Consider the following 15,267-nt stretch of genomic DNA (forward strand, 5'->3'; position numbering starts at 1 on the left):
AGCGGGCTCACTCCAGCGTAAACCCGATCTTCAACGTCACCTGCCAGTGCGCCACCTTTCCGTCGACCACATGACCGCGCGTCTCGGTGACGTTGAACCACTGGATGTTGCGCACCGTCTCGTGCGCCTTCGCGATGGCGGTCCGCACCGCATCTTCGATGCCGGTGGGCGAGGAACCGGTGAGTTCTAGCGTTTTGTAGACGTGGCTGGACATGGGCTGTCTCCTTCGGGGTTGAGGGGATGGACTGATCGATCGATTGATAGCAAGGGGCCCGGAAGAACATCGTAGTCCCGTTGCGGACACAGGTGTCAGTGGACGTACCCGCCCTTGACGAAGCGCACGGGCTCGGCGTCCATGCGCGCGATGAGGGCACCGAGGCCGTCGGGCGGCAGCGGGCGTTCGCCGGGTGTCGCGTAAGGCTGCTGCTCGGTGCGGCAAAGAAGATCGTCGTCGCTCCACGCGCTCTTGCCGGGTTCGCCGCGTGCGCGCAGCCAGCCGTCGCGGTCCACGATGAACTGCGTGCCCGCCAGTTGCGTTGTCGCGGCGACGAGCGAGAAGGCCGCCCACGCGGCGGGCGAGGTGGCGATGCAGTTGGCCGACTGCGGCGCCACCTCCGTGGACTGAGGCGCGAGCAGCACGGTCACGAGGCGCGGATCGTCGGGTAGCGGCGATGCCTCGCGGCCAGGCTCCGACGCGATGATGCGCAGGCGCTGGCCGCGCCAGCTCGAAAGGCTGCGCGGTGGCTTGTCGCCGCATTGCACCGTCACATCCGGCGGCGCTATGGGCTGGGCCCAGAGACCGGCCGCGCGCAGGCTCTCGCCGGCGCCCTGGGCTTTCATGAAATCGATCAGCGCCCATGCGTCCGCGTCGCTCAGCGCGGTGCCGAAGCCGGGCATGGTCTGCGCACCACGGCGGTCGCGCATGCCGTTCATCACATGCCACAGCACGTCGCCATCGGCGCGCCGCCACAGCAGCGGACCGCCCAGGTCCGGAGGCCACACAGCCTGCGCCGAGGCCAGCGGCCCGTGGCCCCGGCCATTGGTTCCGTGGCAGGCGGCGCACTGTGCCGCGTACAGCGTTCGGCCGCGCTCGATGCTGTCGGCGGTGAAGCCGGAGGGCGATGCGTGGAAGCTGGTTGGGTACGCAGGTACAAGCACCACGCTGGCCTCCGGCCATGGTGCCAATGCCGCCAGCAGCGCGGCTCCGGTGGCAAGCCATATGCGGCGCCGGCGCCAGAGCAGCGCGACCAGCAGGACAAGCAGCGCCACGGCAAGCACCACCAGCGTGAGGCCGAGCCGCCGGGCCTGTCCGAGGTCGATCAGCAGGTTTTCGCCGGATAGCCGTTGCGCCCACGGCCATGCCGGCTGCCCGTGCGATTGCCCGGACAGCCCCAGTGCGTCGAGCAGGCGAAGAAGCCAGAGCTGCGCGCCCTGCAGCAGGCCGATCAGCAGGTTGAGCCAGCCGGCCTCGGGCGGACCGCTCATCTCTTCAGTTCACCACGTCGCATCGAGCCCCAGGTGCCTGAGCGCCTCGTGCCGCAACTCGGCCAGCTTCGGATCGCCGCGATGGCGCGGGTAGGGCAGCTCGACCACCAGCTCCGCCGCGATGCGCGCGGGCCGGTCGCTCAGCACGATCACGCGGTTGGCGAGGAACAGCGCCTCTTCCACGTCGTGCGTCACCAGCAGCGCCGAGAAGCCGGCCCGCTGCCAGAGATTGACCAGCTCGCTCTGCATCGCGATGCGCGTGAGCGAGTCGAGCTTGCCCAGCGGTTCGTCGAGCACAAGCAGCTGCGGATCGTTGACGAGCGCTCGCGCCAGCGCCACGCGCTGCGCCATGCCGCCGGAAAGATGGTGCGGAAAGGCTTTCGCGAACTCGGTCAGGCCCACGAGCTTGAGCGCTTCGTCGACGCGGGCGCGCCGCTCCTTCAGCACGCCGCGTGCCTGCAGGCCCAGTGCCACGTTGTCCCACACGCTGCGCCAGGGGTAGAGCGTCGGGTCCTGGAAGACGACGATGCGCGACGGATCGGGCCGCGAGATCGGCTCGCCGTTCTGCGTGATGGCGCCGGTGGTCGCGGGCTCCAGCCCGGCCACCAGCCGCAGAAGCGTCGACTTGCCGCAGCCGCTGGGCCCCAGCAGCGCGACGAACTCGCCGGGGCGCACCTGCAGGTCGATGCCGTCGAGCACCTGCAGCACGCCGCCGGACACTTCGAACCAGTGGCTGACGCCGCGTATGCCGATATGGGCCCCGGCGCCCGTGGTTGGTGCAGGGGCGGGCGGAAGCACCGCGTTCGGGGGCGTCTCGGTCACCATTTCACGGTTCCCTTCTGCCACGACAGCACGCGGTCGCGAACCTTGAACAGCAGCGTGATGAGGCCCGAGCACAGTGCCGCCATCACCAGCAGCGCCGCGTACATGTTGGCGTAGGCGGCCCAGCCCTGGGCCCATTGCAGATACCAGCCAAGCCCGGCCTTCACGCCCATCATCTCGGCGGTGATGAGCACCGAGAACGACGCTCCCAGACCCATGAAGAGGCCCACGAACACCTGCGGCAGCGCCGCCGGGATCGCCACGCGCAGCACCAGGAAACGTTCAGAAGCACCCAGCGTGCGCGCCACGTCGTAATAGCTCTTGTGCACCGAGGCCACGCCCGACCAGGTGAGCACCGCCACCGGGAAGAAGGTGGCCAGGCCCACGAGGAACACCGCCGCCGAATAGCTCGAAGGCGCGAAGAAGAAGGCCAGCGGCAGCAGCGCCGACGCGGGCACCGGCCCGAGGAAGCGCAGCAGCGGATGCACCCAGTACCCCGCGATGCGCGACCAGCCCACGGCCACGCCGGTGCCGAAGCCCACCAGCGCGCCCAGCACGAAACCGTTGGCCAGCAACCGCAGCGAATGCACGGTCGACAGGCCCAGGCGCTGCCAGTCCTCGTGCACCACGTCGATCAGGCTCTGCGGCGGCGCGAAGAAAGGCGAGGGCAGCACGCCGAGCTTGGCGGTGGACACCTCCCACAGCGCGAGGCCCACGGCCAGCGCGACAAGCCATTGCCCGGCGGGCCGCAGCGTGCGGATCAGCCGCCCGGTGCGGCCGCCCAGCAGCGCGATCGCCAGCAAAAGCACGGCGACCACCAGCGTCGCGATGCCGAACTCCTGCGTGAAGGCCCAGTCGCTGAAGCCGGCTTCCTTGTTCGGCCAAAGCAGCGTGAGCAGGCCCAGCGCGACCCATGCGGCAGAGGCGAGCAGGCCTGTGCTCCAGATGCCTGCGGGGGCGGCCGGACGCCGCGGCTGTGCCTGCGATTGCTCTTTGGCGGGCGGTGCGGCGCCTCCTTGCAGCACGCTGTGGCGCGAGGGCGGCAAATGATCGAGAGCAAGGGTCATCGCAGGCTTCTTATCCGGAAATACGAAGCTGCGAGTGTTGGCGGACCATGGCGGCGCGGCCAACGAAGGAATGCGGCTATGGATATGCGCGCAGCTACTTTCCCTTGGCGGCGCTGCTGCCGAAGCTCTCGGCGAGGAACTCGACGACGGCCTGCACCCGGGCCGTGCGCCCCTTGCGCGTCGGCACCAGCAGCGTGACCGGCGCGCTGTCGAACTGCCAATCGTCCAGCACGCGCACCAACGTGCCGCGCGCCACGGCATCGGCCGCGTCCCATTCGGAGCGCAGCACCAGGCCCAGCCCCTGTTCGGCCCACTGGCGCGCCACGCCGCCGTCGTTGGTGAGGTAGGCGGGGGAAATGCGCAGGGTCTCGCGCCTGCCCTTGGCGGCCGCCGCCCGGCCCGCGGGGCGCAGGTGCCACAGTGTCACGTCCTCGTCGTTCTCGCGGATGCAGATGCAGTCATGTGCAGGAATGTCGCGCGGCACGCGGGGCACGCCGCGCTGGCGCAGGTAGGCGGGGCTGGCGCACAGCCAGCGCTCGTTGGCGCTCAGCGTGCGCGCTACCCACGACGAATCGCGCACCGTGCCGATGTGGATCACCGCGTCGGCGTCGTGCCGGTCGGGCCACGGGGTCTCGCGCAGGTCGAGCTGCACGCCCAGCCCCGGGTGCAGCCTGGCGAAGCGCGCGAGCATGGGCGCGATGTATTGGCGGCCGTAGCCGAAGGGCGCGGCGATGCGCAGCGTGCCGGTGAGGCGTCGGTCGTCGCGCTGCATCGATTCGCGCAGCCCCTCGATCTGCCCGAGCAGCGCGGCCGCCTCGCGCGCGAAGCGCTCGCCCTCGGGCGTGAGGCTCAGCTTGCGCGCGGTGCGGGTCGCCAGCGACAGTCCCAGCGCGGCCTCCAGCTTGCGCAGCCGCATCGACAGCGCCGGCGGCGTAACGTCCAGCGCCCGCGCCGCCGCGCTCAGAGACGGCTCGCGCAGCAGGGCGGCAGCGAGCTGCAGGTCCTCGATCTGGATCGTCGTCATTAACTTGTGCTTAACGATTGATGACTCCGCATTGAAGCACAGGCATGGCCTCGAAACGTACAGTCGCAGGCCATGCAATCTCCCAACGCCTATCCGCGCGCAGTGCTCTTCGACCTGCTCACCGCGCTGCTCGACTCCTGGACCGTCTGGAACGCCGCCGCCGGCTCCGAGGAGAAAGGCCGCACCTGGCGCGCCGAGTACCTGCGGCTCACCTACGGCTGCGGCGCCTACGTGCCCTACGAACGGCTCGTGAAGGAGGCTGCCCGCAACACCGGCATGCCCGGCTCCGCCACCGACGCGCTCGAAGCGCAATGGGACACGCTGCCCGTGTGGAGCGGCGCGCGCGAGTTGCTGCTGGCGCTCAAGCCGCACTGCCGCCTCGCCGTGGTCACCAACTGCTCCAGGCGCCTGGGCCACCGCGCGGCGGCGCGGCTGGGCATCGATTGGGACGCGGTCGTCACCTCGGAGGAAGCCGGGTTCTACAAGCCCGATCCGCGCCCGTACCGCGTGGCGCTCGAACGGCTTGGGGTGGAGGCGCATGACGCGGCCTTCGTCGCCGGCTCGGGCTACGACATGTTCGGCACTTCGGTAGTGGGCCTGCGCACTTACTGGCACAACCGGGTCGGCCTTGCACTGCCGCAAGGAGCGCCGTCGCCCGAGCTTCAGGCGCCGACGCTCGCACCGGCGCTGCCCTGGCTGCAATCCTTCGAAAAGAAATGACGAGTTCCAGAATGAACACCCTCGCCACCATCGACACGCCCGCGGCCCTCATCGAACGCACGCGCATGCGGCGCAACATCGAACGCATGCAAGGGCACATGAACGAACTTGGCGTGCGCTTCCGACCGCATGTGAAGACCAGCAAGTGCATCGAGGTCGCCAAAGCCCAGCGCGAGGCGGGAGCGCAGGGCATCACCGTCTCCACGCTGAAGGAGGCCGAACAGTTCTTCGCCGCAGGCTTCACCGACATCCTTTATGCCGTCGGCATGGCGCCGCACCGGCTGCCGCATGCGCTGGAACTGCGCCGGCGCGGCTGCGCGCTGGGCATCCTCACCGACAGCGTGGCCTCGGCCAGGGCTATTGCCGAGTTCGGCCGCGCGAACGGCGAGGCCTTCGATGTGCTGGTCGAAATTGATACCGACGGCCACCGAAGCGGCATCAAGCCGGAGGAAGACGCGCTGCTCGAAGTCGGCCGCGTGCTGCACGAAGGTGGCATGCGCCTCGGCGGTGTGCTGACCCACGCGGGCTCCAGCTACGAGTTGGATACGCCCGAGGCCCTGAAGGCGATGGCCGAGCAGGAACGCTCAGGCTGCGTGCGCGCCGCGCAGCGGCTGCGCGCCGCGGGCCTGCCGTGCCCGGTGGTCAGCGTGGGTTCCACGCCTACCGCCCTGGCTGCGGATGCGCTGGACGGCGTGACCGAAGTACGGGCCGGCGTGTACGTTTTCTTCGACCTAGTGATGCGCAACATCGGCGTGTGCACCGAGGACGACATCGCCCTGAGCGTGCTCACCACCGTGATCGGCCACCAGGCCGACAAGGGCTGGGCCATCGTCGACGCAGGCTGGATGGCGATGAGCCGCGACCGGGGGACACAGAAGCAGAAGCGGGACTTCGGGTACGGGCAGGTGTGCGATGCGCAGGGACGGGTGCTCGATGGCTATGTGCTCATTGGTGCGAACCAGGAGCACGGCATTCTTTCGCGGGAGGGCGAGGCGGATGCGGACATTGCGGTGCGCTTTCCCGTGGGCACGCGGCTGCGCATCCTGCCGAATCATGCCTGTGCGACGGGGGCGCAGTTTCCGGAATATCAGGCGTTGTCGGAAGACGGAACGCTGCGGGCATGGGGGCGCTTTCACGGCTGGTGAGGCGCGCAAAGCCGACCGCCTGGCCCGCACGCCTCCGTGCGCTGCAGTGAGCGAAGGCGCGTGAGCACGCCGGGAGCCTTCATTCAGATTCTCAGAAAGACTGCTCCTCCACCACCCGCCGCACCGTTCCCAGCGCACTGCGCAAACCGTCCAATCCAACCGACCCCAACGCCAGCCGCAGTGCATGCGGCACATGCTTCGACGTAGCGAATGGCTCGGCCGTGGACACCGAAACGCCTTCACGCATCAGCGCCGCGGCAACGAGGTCGGCCCGCGTCTCCTCCGGCAGCGGCAGCCACGCGAAGTACGACGACGGATGCCGCATGCATCCCATCCCGGCAAGCACTTCGCCGACGATGGCTTGCCGCGCAGACGCGTCCTGCCGCTTCTGCGATTCGAGCCGCTCGACCGTGCCGTCTTCCAGCCATGAGCACGCGATGGCGGTGGTCACGCCCGGTGTACACCACGTCGTGGCCCGGATCGCACGTTCGAGCTTCGGCACCCACGCATCGGGCGCGGTGACGAAACCCACGCGCAGCCCGGTCGCGACGTTCTTGGAGAGACCCGAGACATACACCGTCGTCTCGGGCGCCAGCGCAGCCAGTGGCGCAGGCGGATCGTCGGCCAGGAAGGCATAGGCCGCGTCCTCGATGACGAGCAGCCCGTGCCGCCGCGCGATGGCCACGAGGCGCTTGCGGCGGCTCGTGCCCATCACCCAGCCCAGCGGGTTGTGCATGGTCGGCATGGCGTAGATGGCTCGCACACGCCGCCGCGCGCACAGGCGCTCCAGCACGTCGAGGTCGGGCCCCTGGCCGGCAGCGGGCAGGGGCGCCAGTTCCAGTTTGTGCGCCTCGGCCAATACCTTGAAGCCGGGGTAGGTGAGGGCGTCCACCGCGACCACGTCGCCGGGTTGCAGCAGGGCCATTGCGGTCACGGCCAGTCCATGCTGCGCGCCGTCGACGATCAGCACGTTGGACGGCTCCACTGTCAGCCCTCGCGAGGCGAGGTGCCGGGCGAAGCAGGTGCGCTCGTGCATCCGTCCGCCGTGGGGTGCGTAGCGCAACATGGCGTCGAGTTCGCCGCCGGCCGCGAGCTGGCGCAGTGCGCCGCGCAGCAGTTCGGCCTGTCCGGGCAGGGCAGGGTAGTTGAAGTTCAGGTCGACCAGGTCCGCCGGCAGCGCACGCTGCTCGGCGCCGGGGCCCATGCGCAGCGATGCTTCGCGCACGAAGGTGCCTCGGCCGACCTCGCCGCTGACGAGGCCCATGGCTTCCAGCTCGGCGTAGACGCGCGACGCGGTGACCAGCGCCAGCCCGTGGCGTTCGGCCAGCTTGCGGTGCGTGGGCAGGCGGGTGCCGGGTGGCAGGCGGCCGTCGCGGATTTCGGCGGCAAGTTCGTCGACCAGTTGCTTGTAGCGGGCTTCGGCCATCGTGAGCTCGATGTATCCATGACAATTCTTTGATTGTATTGATCGCCTCTCCTACGATGGCTCCATCCGCCCACGATCACACCAATACAGGACGCCATGCACATCGCCATCCTCACCTTCGACGGCTTCAACGAACTCGACTCGCTCATCGCGCTGGGCGTGCTCAACCGCATCAAGAAACCGGACTGGCGCGTGAGCATCTGCTGCCCGACGCCGGAGGTCACGTCGATGAACGGCGTGACCATCCGCGCGCAGTCGCTGCTGGAGGATGCGCGCTCCGCCGACGCGGTGGTCGTCGGCAGCGGTGTGAAGACGCGCGAGGTGGTCGCCAGCCCGGAGCTGATGGGACGCCTGTCGCTCGATCCGCAGCGGCAACTGATCGCGGCGCAATGCTCGGGCACGCTCGTCCTGGCCAAGCTCGGCCTTGTCGAAGGCGTTTCGGCCTGCACCGACCTGACGACCAAGCCCTGGGTGCAGGAAGCCGGCGTGGAAGTGCTGAACCAGCCCTTCTTCGCGCGCGGCAACGTCGCCACCGCGGGCGGCTGCTTCGCTTCGCCTTACCTGGCCGGCTGGGTCATCGCGCGCACCGAGGGCATCGAGGCCGCCGAGGCGGCGCTGCACTACGTGGCGCCAGTGGGCGAGAAGGAGGCCTACGTGGCCAACGCTCTGAGGAACATCACGCCGTATCTGCCGCGATGAGGTCCGTTGTCGCCGTGGTCGCCTGCGCCGCGCAGCGCCCGTAGGTGTCGTCGAAACGCACGATGTCGTCTTCGCCCAGGTAGCCGCCGGTCTGCACCTCGATCACTTCGAGCACCGTCTTGCCGGGGTTCTCCAGCCGGTGGACCGCTCCGGAGGGCAGGTAGATCGACTCGTTCTCGTGCACCAGGCTGACCTTGCCGTCGCAGGTGGCGCGCGCCGTGCCCTTCACCACCACCCAGTGCTCGGAGCGGTGGTGGTGCATCTGCAGCGAGAGCCTGGCGCCGGGCTTGACCGTGAGGCGCTTGACCTGGAAGCGCTCGCCCAGGTCGATGCTGTCGTAGGCGCCCCATGGCCGCACCACGCGGCGGTGCTCGGTGGCTTCCGCGCAGCCTTCCAGCGAGAGCTTGCGCACCACCTCCGCCACCTGCTCGGCGCAGCCCGCGCCGGCCACGAGCACGGCGTCGGGCGTATCCACGATGATCAGGTCCTGCGTGCCCAGCGCCACCACCGGCCGGTGCGGCGCATGCACGAAGGTGTTGCGCGAGTTCAGCGCGCTGGCCTTGCCGCTGAGCCGGTTGCCGGCATCGTCGGCCGGGTGCAGGCTGGCGACCGCGTTCCAGCTGCCCACGTCGCTCCACAGCCCCTCGAACTTCACGACCGCGATCTGGCGATGCTTCTCGAGCACCGCGTAGTCGATGCTGTCGGCACGGCATTGCTCGAAGGCCGCGCGGTCCAGCCGCACGAAGCTGCCGTCGCGGGTCGCGTTGGCCGCGGCGCTCTCGCAGGCCTGCAGGATGTCGCCTGCGTGCTCGCGCAGCGCGGCGATCAGCGTGCGCGCCTGCACGAGGAAGATGCCCGCGTTCCAGCTGTAGCCGCCGTTCAGGATCAGCATTTCGGCCACCGCTGCCGTCGGTTTCTCGACGAAGCGCGCCACCGCCTGGCTGTGCCCGTCGGCCAGCGCCTCGCCGGCCTCGATGTAGCCGTAGGCCGTGCTCGGGAAACTGGGCACCACGCCGAAGGTGACGATCCGGCCCGCCAGTGCCGCATCGACGCCGGCATGCACGGTGCGGGCGAAGAGGGCGGCGTCGGGGATATGGTGGTCCGAAGGCGCGAACAGCAGCAGGTCGTCAGGCTCGGCCATCAGCGCGGCCGATGCCATCGCTGCAGCGGTGTTGCGCGCCACCGGCTCCAGGATCTGCCGGCCCGTGACACCGGCGTTCTCCACCGTTTCCTTCACCAGGAAGCGGTGGTCTTCCGAGGTCACGCAGGTGATGTCGGCGTTCAGCAGAGCCAGCCGCTCCAGCGTGAGCTGCAGCAGGCTCTTGCCGCCGACCAGCGGCGCGAACTGCTTGGGCAGGGCCTTGCGCGACAGCGGCCAAAGCCGCGTGCCGCTGCCGCCGCACAGGACCACGGGATGGATGGAGGGAGCGGTTTTCATGATCGGTCGCCAGCGTTGGGGTTGCGTGCAGGTTGATGAAGAAGAGAGGAAAGGGCCGCTTCAGATCAGCCCGGAATACGCGGCATAGCTCACGGCCTGCGCGCGCGAGTGGACGTGCAGCTTCTTGTAGATGTTCTTGATGTGGGCGTTGACGGTCTGCCCCGAGATGCCCAGCCTGTTTCCGATCTCCTCCGTGACGTGCCCGCGCGCGACGAAGCGCAAAACCTCGCACTCGCGCGCCGTCAGCGTCGTCTCGCGCGGCAGGGGTTGCGCAGCCGGTGGCAGCGCGCCCATCGGCCGGTGGCTCAGCCGCGAGAGCAACCGGCGTGCCAGCCGCGGCGTGATGGCCGCGCCGCCGTTGACCACCTGCAGCACCGCCTGGGCGAAGCTCTGCAGCCAGGCGTCCTTCAAGAGGTAGCCGGTGGCGCCCAGTTCCAGCGCGTGCAGCACGTGCGCCTCGTCCTCCAGCACGGTGATGACGATGATCTCGGCCGAGCGGCGGTGCTCGCGCGCTTCCTGGATCAGGTCGAAGCCGGAGCCGTCACCCAGCCGCAGGTCGACCATCAGCACGTCGAACTCGTGCGTGGCCACCAGCCGCCGGCCGTCGCGCAGGCTGCCGGCCTGGCCTTCGAGCTGTATGCGCAGGTCCGACAGCAGCTCCTGCGCGATCACGCGGCGCATGAACTCGTCGTCGTCCACGAGCAGCACGCGCACCGGCGCGTCTTCCTGCCCGGTCAGGAAACCGGGCCACAGCGGCGTGGCCGGCGCGCAGACCCCTGGCGGATAGCCCGATTGGCCGGCGCCCAGCTCGACGGCTGGGGGTGTAGCTTGTTCAGACATGGGTGTGCCCCCGGTTGGAGTGGATGTTGATGGCTCTGTCTTTGTTCTGGAACAGCACGGCACCGGGCACCAGGGTGGGCACCGGGTCGTCGAATCCGCGCGGGCTGGCGCACTGCCAGCGCCAGCTGTCGGCGCACATCTGGTCGAGGTCGCGGCGCGCCCGCCAGCCGAGCGTGCGCCATGCGCTGCGCACATCGGCCCAGTAGGCGGGTGCGTCGCCCGGGCGGCGCGGCCCGATGCGCAGCGCGATGCGCCGGCCGCTCGCGCGCTCGAAGGCCGAGACCACCTCCAGCACCGATGCGCCGTGGCCGGTGCCCAGGTTGGCCATGAGGATGCCGGGCCGTCGCGCCGCGCGGTGCAGCGCCGCCACGTGGCCCTCGGCCACGTCCATCACGTGCACGTAGTCGCGCACGCCGGTGCCGTCGGCGGTGTCGTAGTCGGCGCCGTGCACCACCAGGCACTCGCGCTCGCCGGCCGCGACCTGCGAGATGTAGGGCATCAGGTTGTTGGGCGGGCCGTTGGGCAGTTCGCCGAGCAGGCCGCTCTCGTGCGCGCCCACCGGGTTGAAATAGCGCAGGCAGGCGATGCCCCAGCGCGCATCGGCGTGCGAGAGGTCGGCCAGCATGCTCTCCACCATCGACTTGGTGCGGCCGTAGGGGTTGACCGGCCCATGCGGCGCGGCCTCGGCGATGGGCGAGGGCTGCGAGTCGCCGTACACCGTGGCCGACGACGAGAACACCAGCGTACGCACGCCCGCACGGTCCATGGCACGCGCCAGCACCAGGCTGCCGGCCAGGTTGACGTCGTAGTAGCCCAGCGGATCGGCCACCGATTCGCCGACCGCCTTCAGTCCCGCAAGGTGCACCACCGCCTGCACGCCGTGCGCGGCAAAGGTGCGGTCGAGCGCGGCGCCGTCGCGCACGTCGGCGCGCACCAGCACGGGCTCGACGCCGGTGATGCACGCCACCCGCTTCAGCGAGCGCGCGTCGCTGTTGACCAGCGTGTCGAGCACCACCGGCTGGTAGCCCGCCGTGATCAGCGCCACGCAGGTGTGGCTGCCGATGAAGCCTGCGCCGCCTGTCACGAGGATCCTGGGTGCGGGCATGGTGGTGTTCCTTGGGGCGGGCCGGTCGTCGCGTCAGGCGGTGACGCAGCGCTGCAGCTGCTCTTCGAGGCGCTGCAGGATCACGTTGCGGTCGAGCTCGGCCTCGGCGAAGCGCCGGCCGATCGATCCCATCAGCTCGCGCGTGGCTGGCGACATGGAAAGCTGCTCGATGGCGTCGGCCAGCGCGGCGGCGTCGCCGGGCTCGACCACCACGCCGCGGCCCCACACCGCCTCGCTGAGCGCGGTGCCGGCATGCGCGGTCACGATCACCGCGCGGCCGCTCGCCAGCATGCCGCCCAGCTTCGAGGGCATGACCAGGTCGGCGGCGTCGGCACGCTGCGGCAGCACATGGAGGTCGGCCATGCCCAGCAGCTCGTTGAAGCGTTCGGCCGGCTGCAGGTCGAGAAAGTGCACGTTGCCCAGCCGCACGCAGGCGTTCATCAGCGAAGAGCGGCTCGGCCCGTTGCCGCAGAACACGAAGTGGATGTTGTGCGAGCACACCAGCAGCCGCGCCGCCTCGGCCAGCAGCTCGATGCCCTGCTTGCTGCCGAGGCTGCCCGCATAGAGCACCACCACCGCGTCGGCCGGAATGCCCAGTTCGGCCCGGTAGCCCTGCGCGGAAGCACCTGAGACCAGCGCCGGCCGCTCCAGGGGCCGGATGGCCTCCACGTCGACCCAGTTCGGGAACAGCACCAGCCGCGATTCGTCCACGCCCTTTTCCAGCGCCTTGGAGCGCATCGCGCTGGAGATGGTCGACACCCGGTCGAACCTGCGCATCAGCCAGCGCTCGGCGGCCAGCGCGAAGCGCCGCACCCGCTCGCCGCGCAGCCAGCCCAGGCCGAAGGCCGCGTCCACCTCGTAGTCCTGGATGTGCAGCCACGACCTCACGCGCAGCAGCTTGGCCAGGCACAGCGCGGCCGGCGCGCAGGACACGGGCGGCTCGACCACGAACACCACGTCAGGCCGCCAGAACATCTGGGCCAGCAGCAGCGGAATGCTCGACAGCGTGAACGACAGCAGATGCCCGATGCGCCCTAGCGCGCGCGGCTGCGACGGCACCCAGGTGGGCGCGCGCCAGACCGTCACGCCGTTCCAGTCGGACTTGCGGTACATCCAGGCCGAGTAGCCCTCGAACACCGACCACTGCGGAAAGAAGGGCGGCGACGCGATCACCCGCACCTCGTGCCCGCGCGCCTGCAGCCACTCGGCCATCTCGCCCGAGTACTTGCCGATGCCGGCCAGCTCGGGCGCGAAGTTCATCGAGTAGAGGAGGATCTTCACGATGCCCGCCTCCACGCCAGCAGGCGCACGATGGGGAAGAAACCGAAATGCAGGCGCATGCGCGTTTCGTACAGCGCGAAGTCGCTCAGGCAGGCAATGAAGAACACGTAGTGCGGCTTGTCCGGAAAGAGCGCCACCACCAGCACGTAGGACGCCAGCCGCAGCGCGACCTCCAGCAGCGCCCACTGGCCCAGCGAGCCCATCGAGGTCTTCAGCGACAGCACCATCTCGTGGTGGATCGTGTAGGTGCGCAGGAGGAAGTAGGGCGCGATGCAGAGGAAGATGGTGCGCGCCTCGTTGCCCAGCTTGAGCAGCGGCGCGGCCACCGAGATGAGCGCGGCCAGCCCGACGAAGAGCCCGCAGCCCAGCAGGAAGGAGTGCCGCGCGAGCCGCAGCTTCGCGGCCGTGAAGTTGCCGGCCTCGGTCTCCAGCATCGCGGGCGTTTTTGTGACCAGGAAGGCCTGCACGAACTGCGAGGGCGCCTCGGCCAGCAGGAAGGCGAGCTTGAAGGCGCCCACGTAGCTCAGCGGCATGAAAGAGGCCACGATCAGCAGGTCCGACTTGCGCAGCAGGAACATGAGCAGCGAATACACCGTCGCCCCGGCCTGCGAGGCCAGCCCGAGCGCCGCGCGCCCCACCGGCGGCGCCTCGCCGTTGGCCGGCAGGCCCACGGCCAGGCACACCACGACCACCGCGATCAGGTTGATGAGCAGCAGGTGCGCCACGCCCAGGTCGAAATGCACCGCGGCGCAGACGCCCACGCCCGCGACCAGGACGGTCGAGCGGATTCCGGCCTCCAGGTTCAGCAGCCCCGAGTGCCCGAGGCCGCGGCTGAAGGAAAGCCGCAGGCTGTTGAATGCGAACACCGCCAGCGTGACCACCAGGATGGCGAAGGGCGCGTCGCCCACCGGCAGGCGCTGCACCGTGAGGATCACCGTCGCGAGCACGGTAGCCAGCGGCAGGCCGATGGACAGCGTGCGCACCACGTCGCCGCGCGTCACGCCCGGCGGCGCCGAGGCCGCGTTGCGAGAGAACAGCAGCGAGCTGCCCAGCGTGGCCACCACCAGCGCCACCTCCAGCACCGACTGGTAGACCGAGTACTCGCCGAAGCGCGCGGGCGGAACGCTCGCAGCCATCAGGAAGATGGCCAGGAAGCCCGACAGGTACACGTAGAGCCGCGAAGCGAGCGCGCCCAGGCCCGACAGCCATGCCATGCGCGCCCCGGGCAGCGGTAGTGGCAGGCTGAAGTGCTTCATGGCGTCGGCTCGCTGGTGCTCATTTGCCGGCCGGCACGCGGTGCACGCGGCGCGTGTCGAACAGCCGGCGCGCGAAGGCGCCCGCGCGAAAGGCGTTGTTCTTCGCGCGACGGGCGATCTGCAGCCCATAGGTCACGGCCGCCACGGTGAGCATGTGGCCGCGCAGGGCGTAGGGCATGGCCATCTTGGCGCTGCCCTGGAAGTGCAGCGCCACCACGCGCGTGAGCTCGCCCGAGGTGCTGGTCAGCCAGGCCTTGCCCTCGCGGTAGGCGATGCGCTTGGCGCCGCCCAGCACCTTGAACTCCCCGCGATGCAGGTTGTGCATGCCGTTGATGTTGTGGTCGACGACCGTGCCCTCGAGCACCCGATTGATGGGCTCGTCGTTGCCGGTGGCGTGCGCCCAGAGGTAGAGCAGCGTCATGTCCGACACGCCGCCGCGCACGCCCCGCGCGGCGAAGCGCGCCGAGATCTCGCGCAGCTTCCGGCGCCCCGAGGGCGTGGCATAGGTGTCGAGCACGCAGGCCACGAAGCGGCGCAGTCCGCTCGATGTCCAGTAGCTCACGTGCGGCGAGATCTGGCAGGGGTTCCAGCCGTCGGCCGACTGCATGCTGGAACCCGAGAAATCGGCCCTGCCCACCAGCCGCCTGATGTGCTGCCCCGCGCCCTGGAAAAGCAGCACGTCGCTGTCGATCAGCACGAAATCGCGCACTTCGGGGTTGGATTCCAGAAAGCGCGCAAGCAGGAAGTAACGCCGGAAGCAGATCTTCTCGAACTCCGGCGTGTTGCTCGACAGGTGCACGTAGGAGCGGCAGAAGCGCTCGTAGGCCGGACCCGCGTCGGTGTCCGAGAGCACGAGCAGCGGCTCGCCGGCCAGCTCCGCCGATTCGCGGCACAGCGCGAGGGTCTTGTTCTGGCGGTCTTCCACGACGATGAAGGGCAGGGGCGGGTTCATGGTGATC

At 69.7% G+C, this 15,267-nt stretch carries 15 protein-coding genes; 3 read left to right on the forward strand and 12 right to left on the reverse strand.

Annotation, left to right across the window (positions count from 1 at the left end):
- Positions 1 to 7: 7 nt before the first annotated feature.
- The 5 genes from ABL844_RS15885 to ABL844_RS15905 all read right to left on the reverse strand — a co-directional run bounded on the left by ABL844_RS15885 (position 8) and on the right by ABL844_RS15905 (position 4,398).
- Positions 8 to 214, reverse strand: a complete 207-nt coding sequence (locus ABL844_RS15885) for a dodecin (protein WP_126019649.1) — start codon at positions 212 to 214, stop codon at positions 8 to 10.
- 95 nt (positions 215 to 309) lie between these two features.
- Positions 310 to 1,485: a c-type cytochrome gene (locus ABL844_RS15890; protein ID WP_369662378.1), complete on the reverse strand. Its 1,176-nt coding sequence runs from the start codon at positions 1,483 to 1,485 to the stop codon at positions 310 to 312.
- A 9-nt stretch (positions 1,486 to 1,494) separates the two neighbouring features.
- On the reverse strand, positions 1,495 to 2,310 hold the full coding sequence (locus ABL844_RS15895) for an ABC transporter ATP-binding protein (protein WP_369662377.1): 816 nt from the start codon (positions 2,308 to 2,310) through the stop codon (positions 1,495 to 1,497).
- Positions 2,304 to 3,374 carry an ABC transporter permease gene (locus tag ABL844_RS15900; protein WP_418131854.1) on the reverse strand — a complete coding sequence of 357 codons (1,071 nt, stop codon included), beginning with the start codon at positions 3,372 to 3,374 and terminating at the stop codon, positions 2,304 to 2,306. Before ABL844_RS15900 ends, ABL844_RS15895 begins: the two co-directional genes overlap by 7 nt.
- A 94-nt stretch (positions 3,375 to 3,468) precedes the next feature.
- Positions 3,469 to 4,398: a LysR family transcriptional regulator gene (locus ABL844_RS15905; protein ID WP_369662375.1), complete on the reverse strand. Its 930-nt coding sequence runs from the start codon at positions 4,396 to 4,398 to the stop codon at positions 3,469 to 3,471.
- A 72-nt stretch (positions 4,399 to 4,470) separates the two neighbouring features.
- Between ABL844_RS15905 and ABL844_RS15910 the strand changes: the two genes are divergently transcribed.
- Positions 4,471 to 5,118: an HAD family hydrolase gene (locus tag ABL844_RS15910; RefSeq protein WP_369662374.1), complete on the forward strand. Its 648-nt coding sequence runs from the start codon at positions 4,471 to 4,473 to the stop codon at positions 5,116 to 5,118.
- Between the two features lie 11 nt (positions 5,119 to 5,129).
- Positions 5,130 to 6,263, forward strand: coding sequence for a DSD1 family PLP-dependent enzyme (locus ABL844_RS15915; protein WP_418131855.1), 1,134 nt, complete (start codon positions 5,130 to 5,132; stop codon positions 6,261 to 6,263).
- A gap of 91 nt (positions 6,264 to 6,354) precedes the next feature.
- Here ABL844_RS15915 and ABL844_RS15920 read toward each other — a convergent pair whose 3' ends face one another.
- Entirely contained in the window at positions 6,355 to 7,689 is a 1,335-nt protein-coding gene (locus ABL844_RS15920; protein ID WP_418131856.1) for a PLP-dependent aminotransferase family protein, read from the reverse strand.
- A gap of 96 nt (positions 7,690 to 7,785) precedes the next feature.
- Between ABL844_RS15920 and ABL844_RS15925 the strand changes: the two genes are divergently transcribed.
- Positions 7,786 to 8,388: a DJ-1/PfpI family protein gene (locus ABL844_RS15925; protein ID WP_418131857.1), complete on the forward strand. Its 603-nt coding sequence runs from the start codon at positions 7,786 to 7,788 to the stop codon at positions 8,386 to 8,388.
- Here ABL844_RS15925 and ABL844_RS15930 read toward each other — a convergent pair.
- Genes ABL844_RS15930 through ABL844_RS15955 form a run of 6 tightly spaced genes read right to left on the reverse strand, consistent with a single transcriptional unit; the run spans position 8,366 to position 15,260 of the window.
- Entirely contained in the window at positions 8,366 to 9,826 is a 1,461-nt protein-coding gene (locus ABL844_RS15930; protein ID WP_418131858.1) for a mannose-1-phosphate guanylyltransferase/mannose-6-phosphate isomerase, read from the reverse strand. The genes ABL844_RS15925 and ABL844_RS15930 overlap by 23 nt on opposite strands.
- Before the next feature lie 60 nt (positions 9,827 to 9,886).
- The gene (locus ABL844_RS15935; RefSeq protein ID WP_184637992.1) at positions 9,887 to 10,666 is read right to left on the reverse strand and encodes a LuxR C-terminal-related transcriptional regulator; all 780 of its coding nucleotides are present in this window, start codon (positions 10,664 to 10,666) and stop codon (positions 9,887 to 9,889) included.
- The gene (gene galE, locus ABL844_RS15940) at positions 10,659 to 11,771 is read right to left on the reverse strand and encodes a UDP-glucose 4-epimerase GalE (RefSeq protein ID WP_418131859.1); all 1,113 of its coding nucleotides are present in this window, start codon (positions 11,769 to 11,771) and stop codon (positions 10,659 to 10,661) included. Before galE ends, ABL844_RS15935 begins: the two co-directional genes overlap by 8 nt.
- A gap of 33 nt (positions 11,772 to 11,804) precedes the next feature.
- Positions 11,805 to 13,052 (reverse strand): glycosyltransferase WbuB, encoded by a 1,248-nt coding sequence (locus ABL844_RS15945; RefSeq protein ID WP_418131860.1) that lies wholly within the window; start codon positions 13,050 to 13,052, stop codon positions 11,805 to 11,807.
- A complete protein-coding gene (locus ABL844_RS15950) occupies positions 13,049 to 14,308 on the reverse strand; it encodes a polysaccharide biosynthesis protein (protein ID WP_418131861.1) in 1,260 nt (419 codons plus the stop codon). Before ABL844_RS15950 ends, ABL844_RS15945 begins: the two co-directional genes overlap by 4 nt.
- A gap of 19 nt (positions 14,309 to 14,327) precedes the next feature.
- A complete protein-coding gene (locus ABL844_RS15955) occupies positions 14,328 to 15,260 on the reverse strand; it encodes a hypothetical protein (RefSeq protein ID WP_418125795.1) in 933 nt (310 codons plus the stop codon).
- Positions 15,261 to 15,267 lie beyond the last annotated feature (7 nt).

Origin of the sequence: Variovorax sp. 278MFTsu5.1, assembly GCF_048305045.1 — a bacterium.
Classification (GTDB): Bacteria; Pseudomonadota; Gammaproteobacteria; order Burkholderiales; family Burkholderiaceae_C; genus Variovorax; species Variovorax guangxiensis.